The sequence below is a fragment of the Stieleria magnilauensis genome, from assembly GCA_007753675.1.
Classification (GTDB): Bacteria; Planctomycetota; Planctomycetia; order Pirellulales; family Pirellulaceae; genus Stieleria; species Stieleria magnilauensis.
Genome location: CP036432.1, coordinates 8,464,495 through 8,489,063, shown reverse-complemented (window position 1 = coordinate 8,489,063; position 24,569 = coordinate 8,464,495). Strand labels below are relative to the sequence as shown.

Genomic DNA, 24,569 nt, shown 5'->3' with positions numbered 1-24,569 from the left:
CGAGCAATGTCAGAAAACACAATCGTAAAACTGGACGGCGACGAAAAGGGACTTGTCCAGGCTTTCAACAAGTCAGAACAGGCACAACAGAAGCTGACAAAATCGATAGGCGCATTCGGTGCCGATGCGAAACGCGCCGCGGCGCAGGCTGTCGGTGCGGTCGGCGAAGTGCAAGGTGAAGTCGTCAACTTGGACAAGGCAGTTGCGGTTGCTGGCAAGAATCTTGCGGGCATGCCAAAATCTGTTCGGGACGCCTTCAAAGGGCTTGTCAAAGACACGGGGCTTGCGAAGTCAGAATTTGAAAAGATCGACGCGACTATCGATCAGCTACGTCAGACCACGGACCTGACCGAAGCGCAGCTAGAACGTATGCGTCAGAAGCTGAAGAAGGCTGCTGATGCTGCCTCGATGTCGAAAGCTGCCAAGGAGAACAAACGAAGCGTCAGCGCGATGGTGCGCAATATCGGTCAGCTTGGCCCCGAAGCCCAAAAAGCTGTCAGCGCCGCGAATGCTGATCTTGCGAAGCTTGGAGCGGGGGCACAGTCGCTTGACGATATGCTTCGCAAGATGCGCCGCATTGGACCAGAAGGCAAGCGACAAGCCGAAGCGCTGGAGCGAAGCTTCAAGGTATCGCTCGACAAAGTCGAGACCGAATTCAAAGGCCCGCTGGATGATATCCGCAAACTTGGTCCCGCTGGCAACAAAGCAGCAGATGAGATCAAGCGGGAACTTGTGACCGCTGGCCACGTTAGCGAACAGGCTATGTCTCGCATCATGAAGCCATTGACTGGACTCGGCAGTAAAGTAGCGGCAACCGCTGCGAAGGCCCAAGCGAGCTTCACGACAGCCGCCAGCAAATCTACGAAGGCTTGGGGGGCGTTCGCCGCGAAGATGACCGCCACATTGGGTGGCGTTGCCGCTGTCACTGGGACGGTGCGTATTGCAGTCGATGAAGTGAACAAAGCCCTAGAGCGGCAAGCGGCACTTCGCGCCGCTGCCAAAGATGCTAACACAGACCTTGCAACAGTCCAGGCGACTGCGTTGCAGAACCTGACCGGGCTATCTCCCGAGGTTCAGAAGGATTTAATCGACACCGCGCCGCGTCGGATTGCGAACGACACGGGAACGGGGATAGTTGGCGCCAAGGAGCTAGCGGAAGCAGCGGGCGTCGTGATGTCGTCAGGCGTGAGCCGCCCTGAAGTGATTAAGGAGGTAATGTCAGCATCTGCCGACATCATGCAGCTATCGCCAGAATCGATCAGCGAATTCGCGAAAGCGGTTGCGGGTGCCATGAAAGCCAGCGGACAGCAAGACGACGCAAACGCAGTTCGCAATGTCGCTTCGGGTGTTATCGCGGGGATGAAGGGAAGCGGTGTTACAGACTTGGGGCAGTTTTCCGCGACTGCTCCGAGGGCTCTTGCCTCTGGCGCTCTCGCGTCTGATGGCGGATCAATGGCAGAAGCAATCGGGGCATTCGATGCGCTGGCTATCGCGGGCGCTGCCTCGCAAAAGACCGGCGACGACAAGGGCGATCGGTCCAGCACTTTCGCTTCCCAGATTGTGGGTAAGCTTGACGAGTATTTCGATAGCAAAGTGATCGAGCAGAACGCGCGGCCCAATCTGATCAAGTCGAAACAGACGGATTTGAAGACTGCCCAGGCCGCTGGCGACAGCGAAGAAGTGACGAGACTGAAAGCCGACATTGCGGATTTGCGGGCCAAAAATCGCATCAACTTCACGAAGGCCCCTGGGACACCGCTGGCACGCTTGCAGGCGATCCACCGGTATCAACTGCAAGATGACTTCAAGGCGTCTGCGGGGGCGTTCGGGGACGCCACTTTCAAAGGTGTCATCGACGATCTACTTCGGGGTGGGAGTGTCTTCCAAGACGTGATGCGGACCCGTCAGGACATCACGGGGCAATTGAAGGGCGCATCGGCTGGCAGCTACGCCGCAAATCTCATTGTCCAGCAGGAGAGTTTGCAGCCGACCACACCCATGAACATCAAAAAGGCATCTGCCGCAGGCGAATCTGCGGGCGAGTTGGCAACCCTGGACGCTACAGGGAAGGCAGTATCGCAAGCATCCCTGGACATCGTGAAGCAGGCGGTCAGGGCGACCGAGGACACAGTAGGCGAATCCGTCAATCTGCTGGCAACTGGCTACCGTCCGAATCCGGTGATGGAGTGGATGGGTTTCGGCGGATCGATCGAGCGAGACGGTTTTGGAGGCGGAGACCTGAAAAGCGTTGTCCGCGCACAGGACTTTCTGCAAGGTCAGGAACGAAGCTACTACACGAAGAAGGTAGAAACGACTGACGGGGCGGAAACACTTGGAGTTCGATCTACGCAGATTGTCGACCGCGATGTTTCCGAGATCCCCCAAAATGATCTACGTGAAGCGAACGCCTTTCGCCAGGCAGCAGCCGCTAACGAGAAACTTCTTGCTGACCTGAGCGTGTTCCCTAGAAGCGAAATCGAGAGCGCGATTCGGGAATTCAAGGCGATTCGAAGAGACCAAGAGGCGACGTTTAACCGCGATGGCAATCTGTCTCCGATCGAAAATGAGATACTCGCGAAGAACAATGCGTTGCTTGAGCAGATGCTATCAGTGCTCAACCGGAACGCCGACGCTGCTGAGGCGACCGCAGACGCTACCGCTGTGACCGCAGGCAACACGGCGCCACGCGACGAGTTCGATCCCAACGGGGCGCAGCGCGCGGCCAACGCGGTGCGGTGAATCAATCCACGAACGCTGACCTAGCTGACCCAGGGTTCGCCCTCGGATTCGATTAGCCACTTCAGCTTCGCCGCACTGATCCTGTAGCTTTCAGTGCTTGGTTGACTTTCGCTTTTCCAAAAGCTGCTCTTGCAAGTCTTGGTTGTTAGGATCACGTAGCTGCCTTCACACCATAGACGCGAAGAAACAAACATGTCGGATTGCCCGCTCGCGGATTCATGATGGGAGTCTACAAGATTGATCTCGCCAGATGGTTCTTTGTTGGTTTGCATACCTGACTATTTCACGAACGTGGGGCAAAAAACTAAGATGTGTAGTGTCCTATGATACTGCGAAGTACTTGCTGCGTAGCCATGCCATCGCCCTCTCAAACTGCTGTTGGCTTGGTCGCACGTAGTGGCTATCTGCAACATTGGACGGCGCGTGCCCAAGAAAATGCTGGGCATAGGCGCGGTATTCGCCGTGTTCGCCAAGCTTGCTGGCAGCGGTCGAGCGGAAGCGTTTGAACCCGATCGGCTTCGCCCGATCCATACTGTCTCGCAATCGAGACATCGCTTTGGCCACCGCGTCGGTGCGTTTGACTTCGCCGCCAGCCTCCCTGACCTCGACCAGCGGCTTGCCCTGTGCGTTCAGCAAAACTCGGTCGCCATCTTCTGATGCGTTCGCCTTGAGCAGGCTGAGAGTCTCTGGCCAAAGCGTACGTGCAACCTCGGGCACGCTCTCCATGTTGTCCGTCTTTGACCTCTTGCGTGTGATCACGCCGGTCGACAGGTCAACTTCAGAATGACGCAGGTCCGCGATATCGGCTTGGGTAAACCCGCAGTTGAGCCCCAACAGGATATAAAGCCTTGGGCGTCCAGAAGCCGCGCCGAGGATTTCCGCGATTTCGGCATCCTCGTAAACCTCGACAGGTCTCTTCGTCACTTCGACCTTGAACTTGTTGGCCTGGATGAGTCTTGGCAGGGATTCCAGGTGCTCGCGCTCGAATGCCCACGTTGCGAACTGCTTGACCGATGCAATCTTGTCCCGCTTGGTCGATGACACAAGGTCCTGAGACTTCACGTCACGCAGGTAGGTGTCGAGGGTTGCTGATGAGAGCGCTTCCCCCAGCCCGGTATTGGTCGGCAGTGTTGCGAGAAACGAATCGAGATCACGCCGGACGTTGTCTGCTCGCTTCAGGCTTGATTCTGCTTTGACACTCGCAACAAACGCTTTCGCAAGCTGGTGAATACCGCTTGCTTTTTCGGGTTCCTGTTCCCACGGTGGAATGCCCACGGCGTGTTTCGGGCTGCTCCCGGTGTTTTCGTGAAACTCAACTGGAAACTGAAAGTGAACCGATTCCAGTGTCTCGGCGGATTCGGCGACTTGGTCCCGCAGAAATTCAGCATCACTGCGTCCTGCGACTTCGAGATTGTTAACAGCGGGCTCGATGATCTCCTTGACGAACTTGCTTTCTAGTGCCTGCCAAATCTTTCTGGTTTCCGGCGTGTCGTCGTAAGTGGTGACCACTTCCTGCTGTACTTCACGCACGGCATTCAGAACGGGGGCCCAACTGGCTTTCACTTGCTCCAGGCGAGCCCCTTCGTCGGCTGCCTCGATCTCTGCCTTCATTCTGAGCCAATCGCGCCAGCATCGCTGGTAACTCGCGACCTTGCCCTCAGCAGCAGCACCGCCGGGGTAATACCACTTGCCACGAAACTTGATTGACCAACGGCCAGACTGGCCGGGCTTTCGGGGCTTGTTCCAATACAGCTTGTATCGGTCTGCTTTTCGCCTGCCCATCTTGCACCCTGAATCTCGTTGACAAAAACTTTGACAAATAAACTGCCAAGGAATTGTACAAAATTTTTGTCAGCGGGTGCTTTTGACACCGCGATTTACGGTGCTTTGCAGTCGGGGCGACACGATTCGAACGTGCGACCTTCTGGTCCCAAAAAGGTATTTTCTCTTATAAGAGAAACCGTGTTTTCTCGGCGTTTCCTCTCGAAAAGTAGCAAAATACCAATGTTTTAGAGGTGACGCAAACCGGTACACAGAATCGCATTAAAACACGGCAAAAAGCGGTACTTCCGAGCACCCCCCGAATGCCAAAACGGTATGGAACTCCCCACCGACTTGTTCCCCACGCGACCAATTTGAGGCAATCGATGGACCAAAAATTGGGCGTTAATTACCACTCGAGCGTCATTTCAAATCGATGCATCTCCGGAGGACACGCAGAGCGATGAAGGCCAAAAAATCCCTCGCCGCCACGACGCTTCTCCATCGTTTTGCCCCCATCGTTTTGCCATCTCAACAGCAAAAATCACCAGCCTCAATGGTCAGTAAAATTCAAACACGCTGCACCAAACAGACTCCCGACCGAGGCCAATCCAATGCAAAGGACCAAGTGCACAGAATCCAAGTTCACCCGTGCTGAGTTCTATGAGTTGGTTTGGTCAAAGCCGGCGACTCATCTTGCCAAAGAACTCGGCTGCAGCGACTCGGAGATCGGCATACTTTGCAAATCGCACGACATCCCAAAGCCTTTTGCGGGCTACTGGATGATGCTGGTCCACGGCAAAGCCCCCGAGCGCCCGCCCCTACCGATCAGCGACGGGGAAGCAAGCCGAATGATCACCGTGATCAACCGCGCAGCGGAGGCTTGTTCTGACGAGGAGCCGAAGCGAGAGCCGCAATATGATGACGAGATCCTTCAAAAACTAGATTTGGTCGCGCAGCTTGGTCCCCTGCGTGTCGGTAAGGCTCTCAGGAGCCCCCACAGTTTGGTGTCCAAAACCCAAGCTCAGATTGCTGAAAACACGACAGACTGCAAAAAGCGTCGTTTGCCCGAAAAGGACTACGGCCGCTACTCAAGATCGCGGGACATGCTCGCCGTCGAAGTAAGCCCAGGAATGACCGGACGAGCGCTTCGCATCATGGATGCATTCATCAAGCGGATTGTCCAATTGGGAGGCAAAGTTGAAATCAGGCGTTGCGGTTACGATCGACGCGAGCGAGCAACGACCGTTGTAATCGCCGGCGTAGACGTCACCACGCTCCGACTTCGAGAGAAACGCAAGAAGGTTCCATCGACGAAGAAGGACGAGTTTTGGGATCGCTGGGGCGGAAACCGAATCGAGCTGGTACCAACTGGCATTCTTCTTTTTGATCTCGGGCCAGGTAGCTTTGGGAGAGAACTGCTAATCGATGAGACGAATAGAAAACTCGAGGATGGATTAAACGATCTGATCATTCGCCTGATCAAGAAAGCAGGGGAAATCCGCATTCAGAAACGAGTGGATGCTGAACGAACCGCCCGATTGGAGAGGCAGCAAGAGATCGACAGAGAACGAAAAAAGCTGATCAAAAAACGCAAGAAGGAGCTTCGCCAGCAAAAGAAAAAGGAGCAGGAGCGGATTGACGCACTCGTCAGCGATGCCACCTGCTTTAAAATGGCCCGCGCCATCAGAACCTATCTGCACGCACTTTCCTGTTCCTTGGCGACCGAGGAGGGGACAATCGCAATCGACGGCGACACCGCACAGTACTTGCGATGGGCGCACCAACAAGCAGATCGCTTGGATCCGCTCTGCGAGTCACCCCATTCAGTGCTCGACGAAGATCTCAACACCTCGGGGATTGGACCGAATCGTCCACGGTAGCCGTCTTCCGCGCAGTTCTCGCGTTTCACTTCACCGATGCCTGACAAGACCAACAGATCAGCATTGCCTTTGGAAACAGAAAACACGCGATCGGTTCCAAGAACATTTATCCGGTCTTGCTACGCCGCACTCGGTAGACACCCAAACCGATCGTCAGCATGCCAATCGAGGCGATACTGAGACGGACCCAAAGGGGCAGGTCTTCCTTATCGACGAAGTAAGCACAGGCGAGCCCCAGACCGCCGCAAAGAACGGCGCACTGCGAGACTGACGCGAGAAATGGCAGCGGCTCTACCGACAATTCGCCGACGTGGTCCGCCGGGAGTTGATTTGGTGTCCGATACGGATTTGTTGAACTCATATCGAAATTGTACGGCAGATTGGCAGGCGATCACGCAGCGATTCAGCAAGAACGAGCTTGTGATTGCGTCTCATTCATCGCCCTGAATCCAAATCAAATGTTCGCATCCCCATCACCGCGAAGCAATCTCCGACGTCGACCGTCGCGCGAACGATTTCAATCACCTCGGCAATCGCCGCCCCCCGATTGAAGAAGTCACCGACCAAAACTAGTCGCCGGTCCTTATGGCGATTGGCAGCACCATAGCGGCGATACCCAAGAACCTTCAGCAGAGATTTCAGTTCGTCCGCGTGGCCGTAGACGTCACCGATAATGTCGTATGCTGGCGTGCTATTCTTCATCCGTGACATAACGGGTTGAGGACACGGCACTTTTTGTTGAAAGCAAGCTGCGGTTCCGTATTCCTCTGTGAATTCCGAACGTTAAAAGTCTTGAAGTCAGTCACCCTGATCCGTTGGGAGTTCGACTCCAGTCGTCTCGTTAGGGATTCCTCTGACGTCAGCCGATGATTCCGGATAGATCCAGAGCGTAATCTCCGATAGCGGCGGAAACGAATGGGGGATGAGGGATAAATCGAAGGGCAGGTCAAGCTGAAGTGCTTCCGCTAATGGCGTTGTCAGAAAACCATTCTCGTCGCAGTAACGCGCAACCAGTTTGAGGTATCTCCGAAGAAGTAGAATCGCGGGAAACCCGTTCTTTTTCGCCATCCATTCGAGCATGTCGCGACCCTGTTTCGAACTGTTGCATTTGCGGCACGTCCAAACAAGATTGTCTGCATCGTCAGCGCCACCGCGGACCCGAGGGATTAGGTGGTCAATCGATAAGTTGTCCGTCGCACCGCAGTAGCAGCAAGCTTGTGGCATAGTCATTTTGAGGCGTTCGTCATCGTACAACGATCGAATTGCCATGGTGCCATTTTTCAGTCCGTTAAAAAGCCTGCTTCGAATGATGTGATGGGTTCGTTGGTAGCTCCTGCACCCGCCCTGAAGTGCCGCGTCGGCGCGGGCAAGATTCGCGTACGACCATGCGATGTGGTCACTGACGGTGATGATTTCAGGTTTGCGCGCTTTCTTGATCGGCGTGGTCATGTTGAATTCGAATGCGATAACGCATTTGTGATGGGCTGAATCGCAAGATGCAGACGTTTGGACTCAAGCAATTACGCTGCTTACCATCCCAATGTTGCCAATACACGAACTCTCAGAGTGGCGTAGCCAGGCACCTTGGCCGCTACCGTTTACACGGATTAGCGAAACTGCTGAAACTCACTACCAAGCAATTCGATTAGCTGATCGGCTGTAAGGCTTTGAAGATCGTATGTCTTTTCGAGTTGTCGAATTCTAATCGGAAATCGATGCATCAGATTGCCGGCTACTACTTTTCCTGGGTTCGTAAGACCCTTCCTTGGACGGCCTGTAGAATCGTCCCAGTAGAGTCGATCAAGAACCTCAAAGACGCACGGTATACGAGTAATGTACAAACGCTTAAATACGTCACTTGTATATTTGTCCAGATTGTGGACGCTCGTATCTAAAAATAGACGATTGTGGCTGGGAGCGATGTGTTGTACGTACCACGCGACGAACAGCAGGTGCCGATAGAAGTAGCGTGACTCGTGAGGCATGTAGACGTACGTGTAGTCGTTTCTGACTTTGCGATTTCCAGCAACTGCAGGGCAAATTTGGTCGAAGAAAAAAAGCGAAAGCCAAGTCCATAAACCATCGTCTTTTCGCAATGTCTCCGCTGAAATGCAGTCAAGTTTTGCGTGAAGGTATTCAGCTGCTTCTCGCCTCGAATCAAACGATCTCGATTCGATCTCAATGGTCTCCGTTGTCAGCGACGTGAATTCATCACTTTCAAGCACTTCCCACGGCGTTGGCGTTGACGGTGCGTCTCGACATGTCCTGAGGAACTTGCGAAATGCTTCAATTCCAGATGGGTTGAATCTCCGTACATGCATCGCTCACTCGTCTCCGTATCCCGACGCGTACCCTGAGCTCACAAACTTTGATCGCAATTCGTGCAATTCGCAAAATGATTGCACAACAATTTCGGTCCATTCCTCGGCGGCTTCCGTGTCATCGGGCGGTGGCGGATCTTCGTGGTCGGGGTGAAGCTTGCGTCCGAACGCCAGCCAGAGTACCGGCCAACGGTCGTCGTTTTCGTCCGGTTCGGCTCCCTCATTGATCGCTCGAGTCAGAACTTGACGCATGACTTGTGGATAGATCAGCGAAAAGAATACCGGATCGGATCGGATACTCTCGGACAGTCCGGGCACATTCTCGTTTACAAGCAGGTAAACATCGTGGTCGCGGAATTCCAGCTTCCATAATTCCTGACCCAGCGGCGCTCTCTCGACAGGCAGGATCCCCTTGCGGCCGCTAACGGTTTGCTTGCCGGTTGTGAGCGGTTTGATATTCTCCGCGACACCAAGTAGGCGGCCGATGTGCTCGCTTCTGTCGATGATTTTCAGTGAGAAAAAGACATTTTGGCCATGAAGATCGCTGAGCGGTAATTGCTTTGGTTGCTTCAATTGTCCAACGGTGCCGCAGGGATATCTGCGAACCAGCGAAGATCCAGCGCAAGTTACCTCCATGACGACTGAAGCATTTGGATCCCATGCGTGTTCGCCGAAATCGATGTTCGCGCTAAATGATCTAGGGTCACCGTCATCAACCGCGATCGCGACGCAGTCTCGTGAAACACGTTTTCTGCCAAGAGAATTGACTCGCTTGATCATGTGGCGACCTCTCCTGAGTTTGCATATTCATCCAATTGCGATTCCTCCAGTTCGACTTCGTCGATTCGCACAAACAAATCGCGATGGATATCGAACCCTGACACGGTCAGGCTGAAGTCCGGATCCGTGATTTCCATTTCGATGACATTCCCTGCCTTCGCGGTAGCTTTCACGTTCGTGAGCTTAAAATTCAGGCTTGAAGCTTTTGGCTTTCGAAAATCAAAGTCGAATTTGCTCCAGTGCTTCATTGGATTTCCGCTTGGCAGATCGTATGCGACCGTGACCCGCAGAATCGCTCCCTCGGGAGTTGGCAGACTAGATGAGTCGCAAATCGTAAAGCCGCCCGTTTTTCCCTGCATTCGGTACCAGTGAGGCGTTGGATCAGGCGGGTCAAAATCCCTCGTCCTTTCACCGCCCTCCTTTGGCTTTCGTTTCGGCTGGGGTGCCGTAACCTGCTCAATCGAAAAGAAGTCACTGAGTAAGTCAAAGTCTACTTTGTCTGGAGGTGGTGTAAGCAACTCAGCCAATCCATCGATGATCTTGACGAAAAACTTCACTCGTCCTTTCCACGTCTTCCAAACCCGATTGGGACGTTCATCATTCGAGGTATCCCAACTGACGTGCGACGGACCTTCAGTGTCACCCAGCAGAGACGCGAGCGGCCCAGGATCGACAACAACCAGCCCCTTTGTGCCGCGCATGGATGGCTTGGAATTGAGCCGAGTGATCGTCATCCCTTCGCGGACGTAGTAGCTCTCGTAACGGTCGGCCACAGGCGTGCGTTGCAGAAAAACCGTTAGCTCCCCGATGTCAGCTTTACCCACCTTTTTGGGCAAGGCAGCACGAACTCGGATCGCGACCAACTGCTCAAGAGCAAATCGCTTGCGAAGCTCCGCCAGTGTCGCGGCCGAGAATGCATTCTCATCCATGACCGGCACGCGTGACTCGCCCAGCACATTTGTTGGCACCGCTTGACCGGCGTTCGCCAAGCAGTCGCGCGCGAAATCAAGCGGTGGCGGATTGCTTAGTTTTTGTCTCGATTTGCCAGTCCAGCTAAGCTTGCTGCAAACGTGATCGATGGAGGTATGATCGAGCCGGAATTCGGAGTTCCGGCCAGGAAGTCCGGGCCCAGCGACATCGACGATCAGCTCTTGTTTCAGAATCGGTACGAAGAAGTTGACCGCAACCAGTCGCAAGATGCTTTCCGCCTTCAGCTCATCGGCGACATAGGGAACAACGACCGACAAACCGGGCTCGTCGGTACGCGTCAAATTCCATTCGCTTGCGAATTGCACCAAGTCCTTTTCGTGACTGATGGGCAACGGTGTTTCCGCTTGGTTGTTTCCGCTGCACCAGAAACCCTCCGGCGCAAATTCCGTTCCGTTGTATTTGTGAATGCGCAGCACAGCTTGCCCCATCAGCAGACGTGCACCGTCCGACTTGCGGACCGTTAAACCGAGCATGCATCCGACGCGACTCGCGGCGCGATAGACCGTTTTCCCCAGTCCCCATCGCCCAAGATCATCACCAGTCTTGCCACTGCGTCCGATGTTTCGCCAGAACCAAAAAAAATCCTGGCAGTCATGGCTGCCTTCCTGCGGATCAGTTGCCAGCAGCGGATCACCGTCCAGTCCCCGTGTCCCAAAGTCTTCGCAAACCAGGTAGCCATGATTCAGCTGAGGAACCCCCGATCCGTTGAACTCCACGTCGCGATACACCAAGCCTGGTTTCAGTCGCGCAAAGTAGGTCGCAAGACGGTCGTCGTCGGGAAGGGAAGAATGCGGATGCAGGGCAAAACAGACACGAACCGGCCCATCGTCGCTCCCCGCGTCGATCGAGTTTTGCAGCACTTCACGGACCAACGCATCAGTCCCGGCGTATTCGTCTTCGCCCGCCTGTTCGGTTTTGAAGAGTTCCGTTTCGTTCGGATCGCGGCGCACCGCCGCGCCGGACAATTGTGCGAAAATCCACTGAGTCATCTGTGCCCTGTCGAAATATTCTCATAGATGTCAACTCGCTGTGAGTCAGAATTGTAATGCGTTTTTATGTCCTCCGGGGAGTCCAGCGGCTGAACCACTTGATGCCACGACGGCACTAGGCTGTTAAAACCTGCTCTGCCAAGAGATCTACGAAGCAGTAATTAGGAGGGGCAACGAGTGCGAAGGCACTCACAGAAGTCGTGGTCGAAAAACCATGAATCAGGGACGATCTGACGAAGGTCGAAGAAATTTAGCGAGGTCATAAAACAACGTTGAGATTTCTCTCTGATAACGCATTTGAGGAACGGTTTGCTGAGAGGCAGGTATCCATTCGTGACGAACCATGTGTCCATGGCCTGGAGACCGAATTAGCTTAGCCACATGCATTCGAGCAAAATGGCCGCGTTCATCACGGTTGAATTCAAAGTCTAATTGGTGAGTTGCAGCGTCAATCGATCCAAGCCCTGGTCATCGAGTTTGGCGATCGCTTTGAAGAGGGTTGGGCGCTCACGAATCCTGATCCTGATTGATTCGGGGATCTTGTCAGCAAGCATCATCAAATCATATTCGTCCGCATTGAGTGTTGCTGCCAACCTTTGGATAAAGGTCTCCGACGGATAGTCACCGAACTGCAAACCGTCGTTTTCGACTTTGCAAATGTACGAAACGCTTACGCCCATTTGCTCCGCCAACTGTTGTTGGGTTAGGTGACGCGAAACGCGTAGTACTCGCACCTTTTCGCTGAACTGCATTTCTCGGCACTCCGCTGATTGTGGGGGCCCCCTGCAGAGTGTATGCTTCCGTCACTATACGGTCAAGAAATGCTCGCTCTGAATTCCCAATGTCCAAGTTCTTTGACGATCCGATACTCAATTCGCCCTACGACTATCCCGATATGCATTGGGAACTAGTGAATGGCCAACCGACCGAGAAAATCATCGGGAATCGTCGTCGTGCTGAATTTATTACACCAATCCCCAAGACGAAAAAGCAAAAACAGTCCAAACGGCAGCAAGAACTCAGTCTTGGTCACGATGACGGCCTGTCGACCGAGAATCAAAGATACGATGAGATTCCCATCATCAATGAATTGCGAAGCCATGTAGACGAGTGGCGAAAATGGCCCAACTCGAGTGAGTGGCAAGTCACTCCTGAGACTGCGAGACTCCTCCAGCATTGGCGGCACCATGATTTCCAGGGTATCCGGCCTTTCTTTTGCCAAGTCGAAGCTGTTGAAGTCGCCATCTGGTTAACAGAAGTCGCCCCAAAGTCAGTGACTGGAAAAAAGTTTCTCGCGCACCTTGCCAACGCGAACGCCGAAGCCAACCCGGAAATCATGCGGTTGGCGCTGAAGCTTGCCACCGGTGCCGGAAAGACGACCGTGATGGCGATGCTAATTGCCTGGCAAGCGCGACCAGATCACCCGTGAACCGGAACAGGTAAAAGCGTTTCGCGACACATGGAAAGACGGCATCAACTCCTACCTCACATACTTAAAGGACAGGCTTGAGGTATCAAGAGAGTTGTTGCATGAAACTGGCTCGATCTTCGTACAGATTGGAGACGAAAACTTACATCGAATACGCGCAGTCCTTGACGAAGTTTTTGGACCTGAGAACTTTTTTTCATTGATTACCTTGCGAAAGCTATCACTACTACCAGCAAGTCGGACGTGCTGGTCGTGCAGTCGAGAATGCTCTGGGCGTCCTACTCCACGGTTCGGAAGATGATGATATCGCAGACTTCTTTATACGCAATGCATTTCCACCGCAGGCACACGTTGACAAGATTATTCAGGCACTTGACGAAAGCCCCGATGGACTCTCGGTTCCAAGGCTCCAGTCCTCGTTGAATCTCACGAACGGCCAGATAACCAGCGCGATCAAGTACCTCTCTGTCGAGTCGCCCTCACCGATCGCGAAAATTGGTTCAAGCTGGAACGTGACAGCATTCGCAGCAACCTACAGGGTCGATTCTGAGATGATCGCCGCAATCACAAAGATACGACAGGACGAACAAGCGGAGATGCAGCGGTATGTGGACAGCGTCGAATGTCTGATGCACTTTTTGAGCAATTCGCTCGACGACCCAAATGCAGCCAAGTGCGGTCAGTGTGCGAATTGCGTTGGCCGGCCTCTCGTCGCTGTTAACTACGATAAAACTCTCGCGATGAAAGCCGTCCATTTCCTGCGCCGTAGCTTTCAAGAACTCGAACCAAGAAAGTCGTGGCCAGCTCACAATCCGCTTCCGGCCTACGGATTTTCTGGGAAAATCACTGATGATTTGCGAGCATCGGAAGGAAGGGCGCTCTGTCTGTGGAGGGATGCCGGTTGGGGGGAGCAGGTCGCTCACGACAAATATGAAACGAAGCGCTTTGACGATTCGTTGGTTGATGCGTGTGCGTCAATGATCGAACAATGGAGTCCCGAGCCATACCCCACGTGGGTTGCATGCGTGCCCTCTCTAAACAATCCGACAATTGTTCCGGATTTCGCGGAGCGATTAGCTGCTAAACTAGGAGTACCATTCGTTCACTGCGTTCAGAAGATTCGTTCTACGCCGCCGCAAAAAGAAATGCGAAACAGTTTCAAACAAGCAAGCAATTTGGACGGTGCGTTTCAGATTTCGCATCAAAAGATGCCAACCGGAGCATGCCTCTTGGTGGATGACATTGTTGATTCAAAGTGGACTTTCACCATTATCGCTGCGTTGCTTCGGCAGCGTGGGTGTGAAGCCGTGTTTCCGATGGCGTTGGCGCTCAGCTCGCCGCGAATGGATTGAGGGAATTTGAAATGAGCACTACCGCTCAACCGCTTAGCGAAGACGCAAAGGCAATCATGCTGCTTGCAGGTTGGTTCGGAGAGAAGAACGCTGGCTGTGATCCGTTAAGTCAGACTGCGTACAGCTCACTTGTGAGTTGGTTGGTCAAGAATCAAATGCGTCCGGCGGACGTACTTGAACTAGATGACTTGCATGACGCAGCGAACGCAGCAGGTGTCGACAAGCAAAGATTCGAGAGGCTACTCAGTCGCGGAGTGCAGCTTGGTTTTGCGGTCGAAGAATGGAACCGAAATGGGATTTGGATCGTGTGCCGTAGCGACGATGACTACCCAACTCGCTATCGAAAGAGACTAAAGTCGCTGGCACCACCAATTCTCTACGGAATCGGCGACAAGTCTCTATTGGCAGGAGGCGGTGTGGCGATTGTTGGCTCTCGGAACGTTGATGCTGCGGGTGAAGAATTCGCACGAGAAGTAGCAGCATGGTGTGCCAGAGGAAGCTATCCCGTTGTTTCAGGCGGAGCGAGGGGGGTAGACAAGACTGCGATGGAAGGCGCATTGCGAGCGGGAGGGACCGTCATTGGTGTGCTTGCCGACAGCTTGCTGAAAACCAGCGTAAGTCGCAATGCACGAGAAGCGATTGCGGAAAACCAATTGCTGTTGATCTCACATTGTCATCCCAAGGCTCGGTTCACAGTCGGCACAGCGATGGGGCGTAACAAACTGATCTACGCCATGGCAGATGCGGGGCTCGTCGTCAGTTCCGAATACAAGAAAGGTGGCACGTGGGCTGGTGCCGAAGAGGAATTGAAGCGCAAGACGCCGCAGCCCGTATTCGTGCGAAACGGTCCCGGCTCGCCAGTGGGGAACGCAAGGCTACAAGAGTTGGGCGCTGTTGCATTTCCTGACCACTGGAAAGACCTTGATCCATCATCCCTCCACGAGATCATTGACAAAGCCCGGTCTCACTCGCTAGCTCAGAAGACGCCGCTGTTCCCGATCGACGACACATGCGCTGACGACAAAACAAGCGAAGCCAATGCGAACGGAAAAGACGAAGTAAGGACCGAAACGTCACATGCTGACGAATCAGTTGCGGTTCCAAAGACGGCGTATGACGCTGTGCTTGAATTGCTGCTGCACTCCCTCGCGGAACCTTTGACCCTCGCTGAAGTGGCCGAACGTATACAAGCGAAACAGAATCAGGTTCAGGATTGGCTGAGCCGAGCCGTTTCGGAATCGCGGGTCGTGAAGATGAATCGGCCAGTGCGATATCTCCGTAATGACGGGAAAAGTCAGAACTAGCCCTCAATCAAGCGAACGCTTGATGGTGAAAAATTGAAAAAACTCGAAACCCTCGGCGTTTTGCGGGTGTATTGGAGATAACGACAACTTCAACGCACTCACTCAACGGAGGATTTCGAGTGAACGACAACTTACGCCGTCGGTTGCTGCGCCGCAAGCGAGTTCTTCTACAACGTATCGACAAGAAGAAGGGTAAGACACATACGCCCATGATTCGCCCCTTGCGGGCAAAGTACGAACTGGCCGAGAAAGTTGAGGCGGTTTCCTGTGGCGGTATCGGCATGGTCATGCAGCTTGTCGAGCAACTCGGATTGCGAAAGCACATCAACCAGTCCGCACCGGTGTTCAAGCTTCACGCGCCGTACGACGAAGCCGATCACGTGCTCAACATTGCCCTGAATCTATTGGCCGGTGGGACCTGCCTCGAACATTTGGAGCATCGCCGCACCGACGAGGCGTATCTGGACGCACTGGGCGCTGAACGGATTCCCGATCCGACAACTGCTGGTGACTTTTGCCGTCGTTTTGATGGCTTCAAGCTACTGCTATTGATGCAGGGAATCAACGTGGCACGCAAGAAGGTTTGGAAACAACAATCCGATGCGTTCTTCGAGCAGGCCACCATTGAAGCCGATGGCACGATGGTCGAGACTTGCGGTGAAAAGAAAGAGGGCATCGGAATCAACTACAAAGGACAATGGGGCTACCATCCACTGGTCGTTACGCTCGCGGAAACCAACGAGTTACTGTACCTGGCCAACCGCAGCGGCAATCGCCCGAGCGGTGAAGGCTCATCGTTCTACTTTGACAGGGCGATCGAACTATGTCGCAATGCTGGGTTTCGAAAGATCCTGTTGCGTGGCGACACGGACTTTTCGTCAACCCAACATCTCGATCGATGGGACGCGCAGGATGTCCGTTTCGTGTTTGGCTATGACGCCAACAAAACACTGACCGCAATTGCCGACTCCCTCGACGAATCAGCATGGAAACCGCTTCTGCGGCAGAAAAAGACTTCTGAGAATCCGCGTGCAAAACGACCCAACTACAAAGAGGAAATCGTCGTAGAAAACGGCTACGAGAACAAGAAGCTGCGTGCTGAAAGCTATGCAGAGTTCCCGTATCAGCCTGGCAATTGCAAGCGTCCCTACCGGATGGTTGCCGTTCGCAAAGACATCGACGTCACGAGTGGGCAGCAATTCTTGTTCAGCACCGAAAAGTACTTCTTCTACATCAGCAACGAACCAAAGGAAGAAAAACAGTCGCGTGAACTGATCGGAGACGGCAACAATCGCTGTGATCAGGAAAACACGATTAGCCAGCTCAAGGCGAGTCACGCATTGACCGCGCCGCTGGATTCGCTGGAAAGCAACTGGGCGTACATGTTGATTGCTTCTCTTGCCTGGACGCTGAAGCTTTGGAGTGGAATGATGGTCCGCGTCAAAGGGAATCCCGGGCAGAGAAAGACGCGAAAACGCCTTCGTGATCGTGTGATCAAAATGGAGTTCTCGACGTTCTTGACTTCGTTGATCCAGATTCCGGCCCAAGTCATCCGCTCATCGCGTCAACTGAAGCTGCGGATTTTGACATACCGTCTCGGCGTCGAAAACTTGTTCACACTCAGTGACCATATTGCGATGCCGCTTCGAACGTGACACGTCGAAACCAACGAAGCCGAAGTCCGGATGCTTCGGTACCGCCGCTAACGCCTAACCCGAGAGAAGCGAATTTATGAGCACGATACCATGCGAATTTCCAATAAGGAGCAGTGCTCCCAAGCGTGCTGCTGCGCCTCAAAAATCCGAAAGCGTCACGCAAAATCCACGCTAGCGTTCGCTTGATTGAGGCCTAGCAGACCCGGAAGAGTGGAGCTTTCATGTTCCCTGGAAGCCGCTGCGGCGCGATTGAGGAAAATCGGCGATGACAAATCAAGTGGTAGAGCGACGACTGCCCAGGTGAAGTGACGCATTGGACAGCGGTTGAAGTCCTCCACGGTACCACGTCGGCCGTTGATCCAAACGATCAACTCGGCACCACGCAGTGAGAGTACACGCGGCAGTTCGGGAAACCAGCCGTCGTAACAGGTCATGATTCCGACTCGGCCGAAGTCCAGCTCGAATACCGGCAAGTCGTCCCCCGCTTGCATGGTCCATTCTGGATCGTGCTCAAGCATCCACCGGCGGCTCTTGCCAAGGGGCGGTCGCTTCCACGGATCGTGGCCTTCGAAGTGGTCGATGGCCGGATGTGTCTTTCGATAGCGGCCAATGATCTCTCCATTTCGACCGAAGACCAAGGCCACATTGGCAAACGTGCCGTCGCCAGACTCCTCCCAGCAACCGACGATCACATAGATGGAATTGGCGCGAGCTGCCTCAGAGATCGGCTTGGTCGCCGGCCCAGGCACTTCGATGTGTCCAAGCACATACTCAGGGAAAACGACCAACTGAGCTCCATCGCGACCGGCGCGATCGATACAGGGCACCAACTTGCCCGACGGGTCGAATTCATCGCGTGGAAGTTCGCCCTTGTCATAGCCACTGATCTGCACAGCGGCGACCTTCACCAAATCGGGGGCGGCCTCGACTGCATTCGTTTTTGGCGAAGGGGTTTGTTGGGCAACAACTGTCTAGCGACGATTGGTTTTCCCGGACATCGACAATTAGCATTCCTGGGTTGAGACGATCTCGCGTTGGCTTCATTTCTGCCAGCGACAATTATCGACACCATTGCCCCAGGTAGTCCACTTGGAAACAGTAGATCGATATTCCTTTCGGCTTCCCGCTGAGAGCTTCTTGGCGGCCAGATATTTCACTGAAACGGTTTCTAAGCTGATTGACATGGTGATACTTCCAAGGCCATCGACGTGTCCCTTCATTGCCGATTTCCATTGCCCGCCGATAGCCATCGAGTTCGCTCCATGCAGGACCTCCCGTCGCGGATGGGATTGTGGAAGCAGCTGTTTCGCTGCACTACCGTCTCAGAATAGTCCGAATCCTGCCGGCAATTGGCATGGTGCGTTTCGGCGCGTCGGTGAAATTGATCGCTGCGCCGACGAACGTCGCGAGGACCCCCACACGGAATCGATTTGAAACGCAGGAATAATCGACCTGGACAAATCATGACGGCCGCCTCAGAACCATCCCCAGGTCCTTTATCGGCGGCCTGAGTGATCCATTGGCTAAACTGTGTGGGGTGCCCGATTACGAAAGTCCAAGCCTCATTTCCAGCAGGCACATAGATTGTCGAGAGTGTGTTGTTTCGTTTCGATTGATATGTGACCGACGTCCACATGAGACATCCGAAGCTAACGCGATACTCGATGCCTGACGGAATGGTGCTTGTCGGCTTGCCCGGGTCGCTGCCGGAGCTGCGTTTTATCCATCGCGAGATTTTCATCGACAATACTTACACAAGTCACGGAGTCACGATCCGTGATGGCGATTGCATTGTGGATGTCGGAGCAAACGTCGGTCTCTTTTCACTCTTTGCGCTCGACCAAGCTTGCAACCTGCGGATTGTCGCCTTCGAACCACTCCGGCCCATCTTTGAAGCCCTTCAAGCGAACGTGAACGCCATCGAGGTCGACTGCCGTAGGCGAGGTCACACGTTGACGCTCATTAACGCTGGGTTGTCGAGTATCGAACAGACGCCTGAAATGACGTTCTATCCGAACATGCCGGGTAATTCGACACTTCATCCTGCGGAAAAGGCGAAAGAGGCGGCGGCAATCGCAAAGGCGTTTCGGATGGAAGAGGTCTGGAGGCTTGATAAGTTGGCGTTTGCTGCAATGCTCTTGCTGTTCCCCCTTCGACGACAATTGCTGAAAATCGTTCTGAAACATCGGTTCCAAAGTGGGCAGCGTTGCCGCACTCACCTGCGCCGTTTAAGTGACGTCTTGGCGGAAGAAAGAGTGGATCGGGTTGACTTGCTTAAGATCGATGTCGAAGGTGCGGAGCTTGACGTGCTGGGTGGTTTGATTGAATCCGATTGGGCCCGCGTCAAACAGCTGGTGATGGAGATTGCTCCGGCAAATCTGTCACACGTCGCTCCACTGGCAGAGAGCCTGCGCACACGCGGTTTTGAACATGTCGTTGTCGCGGCAATGGACGGTCACGCACGTGATTTCGGCGAGCGCGGTCAAGGGGCACGAACGACCATCAGTCTGCCCAAAATGCTTTACGCGATTCGATGATCAGTTCGTACCGCGTTGGTGACGATCCCCGTGCCATCGTGGAGGTTTGATCAGCGCGATTGATTGCCGATGCAATAGAGGCTGTCGCCAGTTCGAATGAAGAAGTTGCCTCGGGAAACTGCGATCGATGCCATCGTCTTACCGTCGAGCCTATTTTGGGCGATCACCTTGTATCGCGTCCCTGGCTCCAGCACCGTGGTGATACCGTCTTCCGAAGTGATATAGATCCGGCCGTCGGCCAGCAACGGCGACGCGGAGTAGTTGCCCTTGAGTCGCTCCAGCCAGACGACTTCGCCAGTTTTCGCTTCGATGCAGTGCAGGATGTTGTCGCGAGTGACCGTGTAGAGGAACGGCTCGACATACAGCGGCGATGGTAAGGCAGGGACACCGCGTTTCTGTTCCCAAACGATGTGCGATTCGGTCACATCCCCGTGACCACCTGGACGAATTGCTCGAATCGTCGGTTCCTCGAAACCGGATGAAGTGAAGATCAGACCTTCACCAAGCACGGGCGAGGGTGTCACGCCCTCACCTTGGCTGTAGACCGACCAGATTCGCTTGCCCGTTTCGACGTCGTGCGCTTGGACTCGGTCGCCACCAGCACTGACCACCGTCCGCCCATTTTCGATTGCGATGGCGGTCACGTGTCCAACCCGAGACAGTCCGCGTTTTCCCCGCCACTTTGTGTTGCCGGTTTCCTTGTCCACGGCCAGCAGGACGGCTTGGTCCCACGGCTCTTTCCAACCGACACGCTGATCCACCCGACTGCTGCCGTCAAACGGCATGACGATCAGTCCGCCGGCAAGAATCGGCGATGCACCGAGTCCATGCAAGCTGTGAAAGTCCACGTCTTCGTTCTTCCAGACCAATTTGCCATCGAAGTCGACGGCAACGATCGTTCCATCGTAAAACGCGGCGTACACTCGTGCGCCATCGGACACCGGCGTAGGCGTGGCGTAGGAATTCTGGGCTCGCTTGGGGCCAGGAATTTGTCGGTGGACTTCAGTGTTCCAAAGTAGGTCGCCACTGGTGCGATCGATTCCGATCACTCGACACGAAGCCCCCTCTTCCGTCGCGGTCGTCACGAAGATGTGTTCACCAGACACAATCGGAGACGACCAGCCTTGGCCCGGTATCGTCGTTTTCCAAGCGACGTTGCTTTCTTCGGACCACTTGAGCGGCAGGCCTCGTTCAGCCGATATTCCCTGACCGTTTGGACCCCGGAAGCGAGTCCAATCTTCACCGCGTAGCGAGTCGGAATTAGACGACAAGCCCGCGACGACAATCAACGCACCAAATAGCAAACGCATACGACAGTCTCTGTGAGCTTACGGAAAGAATCGACACATGATACCGCAAATCCGAACCGCCAAGCGAAACAGTAGACCGTCTGTAGCGCCCCATCACCGACATGAGTGTTGCAGAAATGGGGGAGGTTGCCGTCAGACCAGTCGACGAGAGCGAACCAAACCGGGGCGCGAATGATCGAGTCATCAAGCACGGTCGTCCGACTGATCAGACGGGCGCGGGGGAGCCCGACTTCGGCTCGCGAAAGATCACGCTCCCATGAACGCAACCGAGATTCAGTGCGAAGTCCTGTTCTGATGCCATCTACGGTCGCCCGCCGCATCGTGATTTCGTCGTTGGCGATTTGCCTGCGTTCTGACCGCGATAAGGCGAATTCGCGTCCGGCAGAACAGCGCACGGCTGATTTGGTCCACGCATGTCCAGTCATTCGATTCGGCGCGGCGGTGAATCCCACCGCCGCGGCGGAGGTTTATGGGCAAATCGCAGCGGTGAACAGACCGACGCGAATTGGACTGCAAATTTGGTCTTGCGACAATGGAGAGTAATCTCCCCGTACCGTCTCCGCGTCGGCCAGTGTGCCGATGCCTTATAGGCGACGCCAAACACCGGCAGACCGGAGCCACTTCACATGGGCGACAGTGGCAATGAGTTGCTGAGCACGTGGACTCGCAATGAACACCCCTGAATCGTCCAAAAACAACAACCTATTTTGAATCTCGAAACCGCCAGGCCCAGGCAGCGGAAGGAAATTTGACTATGAGGCGGGGAGGCCAAGAAAATCGCATTCCAGCTGTACAAAACCTAACTATAATTTTATTGCCGATTTCGACCAATCGATGGAGCAGCCGAGCTCCGGCAATCAGGATTGCGGTAATTGACTGAGGTCGAATGCTGCCCAACTTTGCCGCATGGACCGCGAAAGTTACAAACCGATACATCTGCAGCATTCGGCGGCACGTATCAACGCAGGAAAGATGAACTGAAGCGGTTTCCCGGCAGGCATCCCATCGTCAGACCATGCAACACCCGAATTTGGATTGGTGACTGTTTTCTAAGGCTGTCAACAGAACGCGTGTAGCGGTGGGAGCGACTCCCAAGGTTCAACAGTGAGTGATTCAACCTTTGAAGACCTTTGTGATCAGTTTGAGGCGTCGTGGCAAGCTGGACAGCCGCTGTCCATTCGCCGGTTGCTCAAAAAGATTCCATCAAGCCAGCGAACGCATCTGCTGAAGGCACTGCTTGAAATCGAGCTGGAATATCGGTTTCAAGCGGAGGAGCAGCCAACGCCCAAGGACTATCCGTTCCCCGGGCTAGACGCCATCGTCGCGCTCGCTTTCGCCGAAACTCGTCGCCGCATCAAATCAACTGTAAGCGATCTCACTCCTTCGAAACAAACCGATGCCACGCAGGAAGCACTAGGGTTGCCTGGACGACGAATCGGGCCGTTCAAGCTGCTGAAAAAGATCGGTGAAGACGAGCTGGTCACGGTGTATATGGCCGAACAGCAAAAACCAATGCTGCGAACGATCGCTCTCAATATCGTTCAAGCAGACCTGGACCACGCCGAAGTGGTGAGCCGGTTTAATGAGGAAAGACAATTACTTTCCATGTTGGTTCATCCCCACATTGCCAAGGTGCTGGATGCGGATACAACCGATTCCGGTCGCTCGTATTTCGTCACCGAATTCATTGACGGGGATCCGATCACCCGATTCTGTGACCAGTTCAGATTGAATATGAAGAAACGCCTGCAGCTCTTCATCCAGTCTTGCGACGCTGTTCAGCACGGCAATCAAAAAGGAGTCCTCCATCGTGATCTACGACCAGACAACGTATTGATTGAACAACACGGCCGGCTTCCAACGGCAAGGGTCATTAATTTCGGTCTGGCGAGAGCGCTGCGGCGGAGTCAACTGTTTACCGAAGAAACTCGCTTCACCCGATTCGATCAAGCATTCGTCGAATTTCAGTATGTAAGTCCTGAACACTTGAGAATGAACGCATCGGCCATCGACTCGCGAAGCGATGTGTACTCTCTGGGCGCCTTGCTTTACGAATTGATCACTGGAACAACACCGATCCACAAGGTAACTCCAAACGAGAAGACCCTTGGCAAATACTTGACTGCTATCCAGCACGAGGAAACTCCGCGGCCAAGCCTTCGCCTAAAAAACCTTGGAAACTCAGCGGCAGAGGTCGCTGATAATCGCAGATGCGAATTGAAAAAACTCATCCGATTGCTGCGAGGCGACCTGGATAGGATTGCAATCAAGGCGTTGCAGAAAAAGCCCGAACGCAGATACGGCGACGCCGGCGAACTTGCCGACGATATCAGACGATTTCTGGCCGCCGAGCCCGTTCGATCTAGACGCGCTCGCCGGTCATCTCAACTTAGGAATTCTGATACAGAGGAATGCGGCGCCGCTACGATCACGCAGGCGGATGATGCCTTGGAAAGGCATGCAGATCTCAGCTGTGACCCTGAATCCTTGCATGGCATCCTCTCTCCGCCTCAGGAGCCCGACGAAATCGGACGACTGGGCAACTTCCGAATTGAACAAGTCTTGGGCGCTGGCGGTATGGGGTTTGTCTTTCTTGCGACGACACCTGAATCCAAGGATCCGATTGCCCTGAAGGTCATGAACCCGGCTATCGCACAACAGCCCAATGCCGTGCGCCGTTTTCTCAGAGAAGGCCAAGCAGCGAAACAATTGCGGCACCCGAACATTGTGAAACTTATGCAGTCGGGCGATATCAATGGTACTCCCTACATCACCATGGAATACCTGCGGGGTCAATCACTTCAATCGGCGATGCGTCAATATAAAACATTCGCTCAGACCAAGATCATTCAGTTTGCAAAAGAGATCGCATCCGGACTTGCGTTCGCTCATTCACGCGACTTGGTCCATCGAGATATCAAGCCCAGCAATCTATGGATTGTCTCGCCCCCTGGTTCCATCAAGATTCTTGATTTCGGTCTCGTCCGTGATGTATCCCTTGATCATGTCTCGCTAACTGATACCGGAGTTGTGGTAGGCTCGCCAAAGTACATGTCACCGGAACAAGTGCGAGGAGAGAAGGTTGGTGCTCCGAGCGACCTTTTTAGCATGGGAAGCATCCTCTACCGTCTTGCGACCGGCAAGCATGCATTTGATGAGAAGAATGTGACCTCAACGTTGCTTTCCATTGCCAAGGATGATCCCGTACCGATTTCAAAAGTTTGCCCTGAGTTCCACGTTGATTTCGCAAATTTGATCCACAGGCTGCTGATGAAAGATCCGCGGGACCGACCCCAATCCGCATCAAACGTCTATCATTTGCTCCTCCAACTTGAAAATCAGCTAACGGCGCCCCCTCCGGTCGTCAGCCCCAGTAGCAAGAGTCCCAGAGCCCCGCAGAAGTGATCTGAAGGATGACAGGACCATTTCAAACCTGCAAAACTCGAAAGTGGGTACTCGGAATAAGCTCGTCCATTTGGCAACAGAACAGAAACACCAAACGTCCATCGTGACGGAAGT

At 54.1% G+C, this 24,569-nt stretch carries 19 protein-coding genes and 1 pseudogene; 9 read left to right on the top strand and 11 right to left on the bottom strand.

The annotated features are described in order from the left end of the window. The first annotated feature begins 6 nt into the window (after positions 1-6). Positions 7-2,739, top strand: coding sequence for a hypothetical protein (locus TBK1r_RS30620; RefSeq protein ID WP_145219062.1), 2,733 nt, complete (start codon positions 7-9; stop codon positions 2,737-2,739). Positions 2,740-3,060: 321 nt separating this feature from the next. On the opposite strand, the gene TBK1r_RS30615 is transcribed toward TBK1r_RS30620, so the two are convergent. Together TBK1r_RS30615 and TBK1r_RS39235 are read right to left on the bottom strand one after the other, a co-directional pair. Then, the gene (locus TBK1r_RS30615; RefSeq protein WP_419580560.1) at positions 3,061-4,350 is read right to left on the bottom strand and encodes a tyrosine-type recombinase/integrase; all 1,290 of its coding nucleotides are present in this window, start codon (positions 4,348-4,350) and stop codon (positions 3,061-3,063) included. Beyond that, positions 4,347-4,610 (bottom strand): hypothetical protein, encoded by a 264-nt coding sequence (locus TBK1r_RS39235; RefSeq protein WP_419580559.1) that lies wholly within the window; start codon positions 4,608-4,610, stop codon positions 4,347-4,349. Before TBK1r_RS39235 ends, TBK1r_RS30615 begins: the two co-directional genes overlap by 4 nt. Before the next feature lie 399 nt (positions 4,611-5,009). Between TBK1r_RS39235 and TBK1r_RS30610 the strand changes: the two genes are divergently transcribed. Beyond that, positions 5,010-6,383, top strand: a complete 1,374-nt coding sequence (locus tag TBK1r_RS30610; RefSeq protein WP_145219058.1) for a hypothetical protein — start codon at positions 5,010-5,012, stop codon at positions 6,381-6,383. A 106-nt stretch (positions 6,384-6,489) separates the two neighbouring features. On the opposite strand, the gene TBK1r_RS30605 is transcribed toward TBK1r_RS30610, so the two are convergent. From TBK1r_RS30605 to TBK1r_RS30580, 6 genes are all read right to left on the bottom strand, one after another. Further along, positions 6,490-6,744 (bottom strand): hypothetical protein, encoded by a 255-nt coding sequence (locus tag TBK1r_RS30605; RefSeq protein ID WP_145219056.1) that lies wholly within the window; start codon positions 6,742-6,744, stop codon positions 6,490-6,492. 74 nt (positions 6,745-6,818) lie between these two features. Continuing rightward, positions 6,819-7,085 carry a metallophosphoesterase family protein gene (locus tag TBK1r_RS30600; protein ID WP_145219054.1) on the bottom strand — a complete coding sequence of 89 codons (267 nt, stop codon included), beginning with the start codon at positions 7,083-7,085 and terminating at the stop codon, positions 6,819-6,821. Positions 7,086-7,181: 96 nt separating this feature from the next. Further along, complete coding sequence (locus tag TBK1r_RS30595; protein ID WP_145219052.1) at positions 7,182-7,832, bottom strand: HNH endonuclease; 651 nt, start codon at positions 7,830-7,832, stop codon at positions 7,182-7,184. Between the two features lie 875 nt (positions 7,833-8,707). Continuing rightward, the gene (locus TBK1r_RS30590) at positions 8,708-9,277 is read right to left on the bottom strand and encodes a hypothetical protein (RefSeq protein ID WP_145219050.1); all 570 of its coding nucleotides are present in this window, start codon (positions 9,275-9,277) and stop codon (positions 8,708-8,710) included. A 203-nt stretch (positions 9,278-9,480) separates the two neighbouring features. Next, the gene (locus TBK1r_RS30585) at positions 9,481-11,463 is read right to left on the bottom strand and encodes a hypothetical protein (RefSeq protein WP_145219048.1); all 1,983 of its coding nucleotides are present in this window, start codon (positions 11,461-11,463) and stop codon (positions 9,481-9,483) included. A 428-nt stretch (positions 11,464-11,891) separates the two neighbouring features. After that, a complete protein-coding gene (locus TBK1r_RS30580; RefSeq protein WP_145219046.1) occupies positions 11,892-12,215 on the bottom strand; it encodes a helix-turn-helix domain-containing protein in 324 nt (107 codons plus the stop codon). An 89-nt stretch (positions 12,216-12,304) separates the two neighbouring features. On the opposite strand from TBK1r_RS30580, the pseudogene TBK1r_RS30575 reads away from it, so the two are divergent. From TBK1r_RS30575 to TBK1r_RS30555, 5 genes and pseudogenes are all read left to right on the top strand, one after another. Further along, positions 12,305-12,871, top strand: a pseudogene (locus TBK1r_RS30575) (BPTD_3080 family restriction endonuclease); the annotation flags it as partial. After that, positions 12,861-13,193 (top strand): DNA methyltransferase, encoded by a 333-nt coding sequence (locus TBK1r_RS30570; protein WP_473772468.1) that lies wholly within the window; start codon positions 12,861-12,863, stop codon positions 13,191-13,193. The pseudogene TBK1r_RS30575 and the gene TBK1r_RS30570, both read left to right, overlap by 11 nt. A gap of 118 nt (positions 13,194-13,311) precedes the next feature. Next, on the top strand, positions 13,312-14,244 hold the full coding sequence (locus TBK1r_RS30565; RefSeq protein ID WP_145219045.1) for a ComF family protein: 933 nt from the start codon (positions 13,312-13,314) through the stop codon (positions 14,242-14,244). Between the two features lie 11 nt (positions 14,245-14,255). Then, positions 14,256-15,548, top strand: coding sequence for a DNA-processing protein DprA (locus tag TBK1r_RS30560; RefSeq protein ID WP_145219043.1), 1,293 nt, complete (start codon positions 14,256-14,258; stop codon positions 15,546-15,548). Between the two features lie 119 nt (positions 15,549-15,667). After that, positions 15,668-17,203 (top strand): IS1380 family transposase, encoded by a 1,536-nt coding sequence (locus TBK1r_RS30555; RefSeq protein WP_145219041.1) that lies wholly within the window; start codon positions 15,668-15,670, stop codon positions 17,201-17,203. A gap of 155 nt (positions 17,204-17,358) precedes the next feature. Here the strand turns inward: TBK1r_RS30555 and TBK1r_RS30550 are convergent, their stop codons facing one another. Beyond that, positions 17,359-18,111 carry a carbon-nitrogen hydrolase family protein gene (locus TBK1r_RS30550; RefSeq protein WP_419580558.1) on the bottom strand — a complete coding sequence of 251 codons (753 nt, stop codon included), beginning with the start codon at positions 18,109-18,111 and terminating at the stop codon, positions 17,359-17,361. Positions 18,112-18,243: 132 nt separating this feature from the next. Next, a complete protein-coding gene (locus TBK1r_RS39230; protein WP_419580557.1) occupies positions 18,244-18,453 on the bottom strand; it encodes a hypothetical protein in 210 nt (69 codons plus the stop codon). A 414-nt stretch (positions 18,454-18,867) separates the two neighbouring features. Between TBK1r_RS39230 and TBK1r_RS30545 the strand changes: the two genes are divergently transcribed. Next, a complete protein-coding gene (locus TBK1r_RS30545; protein ID WP_419580556.1) occupies positions 18,868-19,740 on the top strand; it encodes an FkbM family methyltransferase in 873 nt (290 codons plus the stop codon). Positions 19,741-19,790: 50 nt separating this feature from the next. Here TBK1r_RS30545 and TBK1r_RS30540 read toward each other — a convergent pair whose 3' ends face one another. Beyond that, positions 19,791-21,050 carry an outer membrane protein assembly factor BamB family protein gene (locus tag TBK1r_RS30540; protein WP_145219035.1) on the bottom strand — a complete coding sequence of 420 codons (1,260 nt, stop codon included), beginning with the start codon at positions 21,048-21,050 and terminating at the stop codon, positions 19,791-19,793. A 1,104-nt stretch (positions 21,051-22,154) separates the two neighbouring features. Between TBK1r_RS30540 and TBK1r_RS30535 the strand changes: the two genes are divergently transcribed. Continuing rightward, the gene (locus TBK1r_RS30535) at positions 22,155-24,455 is read left to right on the top strand and encodes a serine/threonine protein kinase (RefSeq protein ID WP_145219033.1); all 2,301 of its coding nucleotides are present in this window, start codon (positions 22,155-22,157) and stop codon (positions 24,453-24,455) included. Positions 24,456-24,569 lie beyond the last annotated feature (114 nt).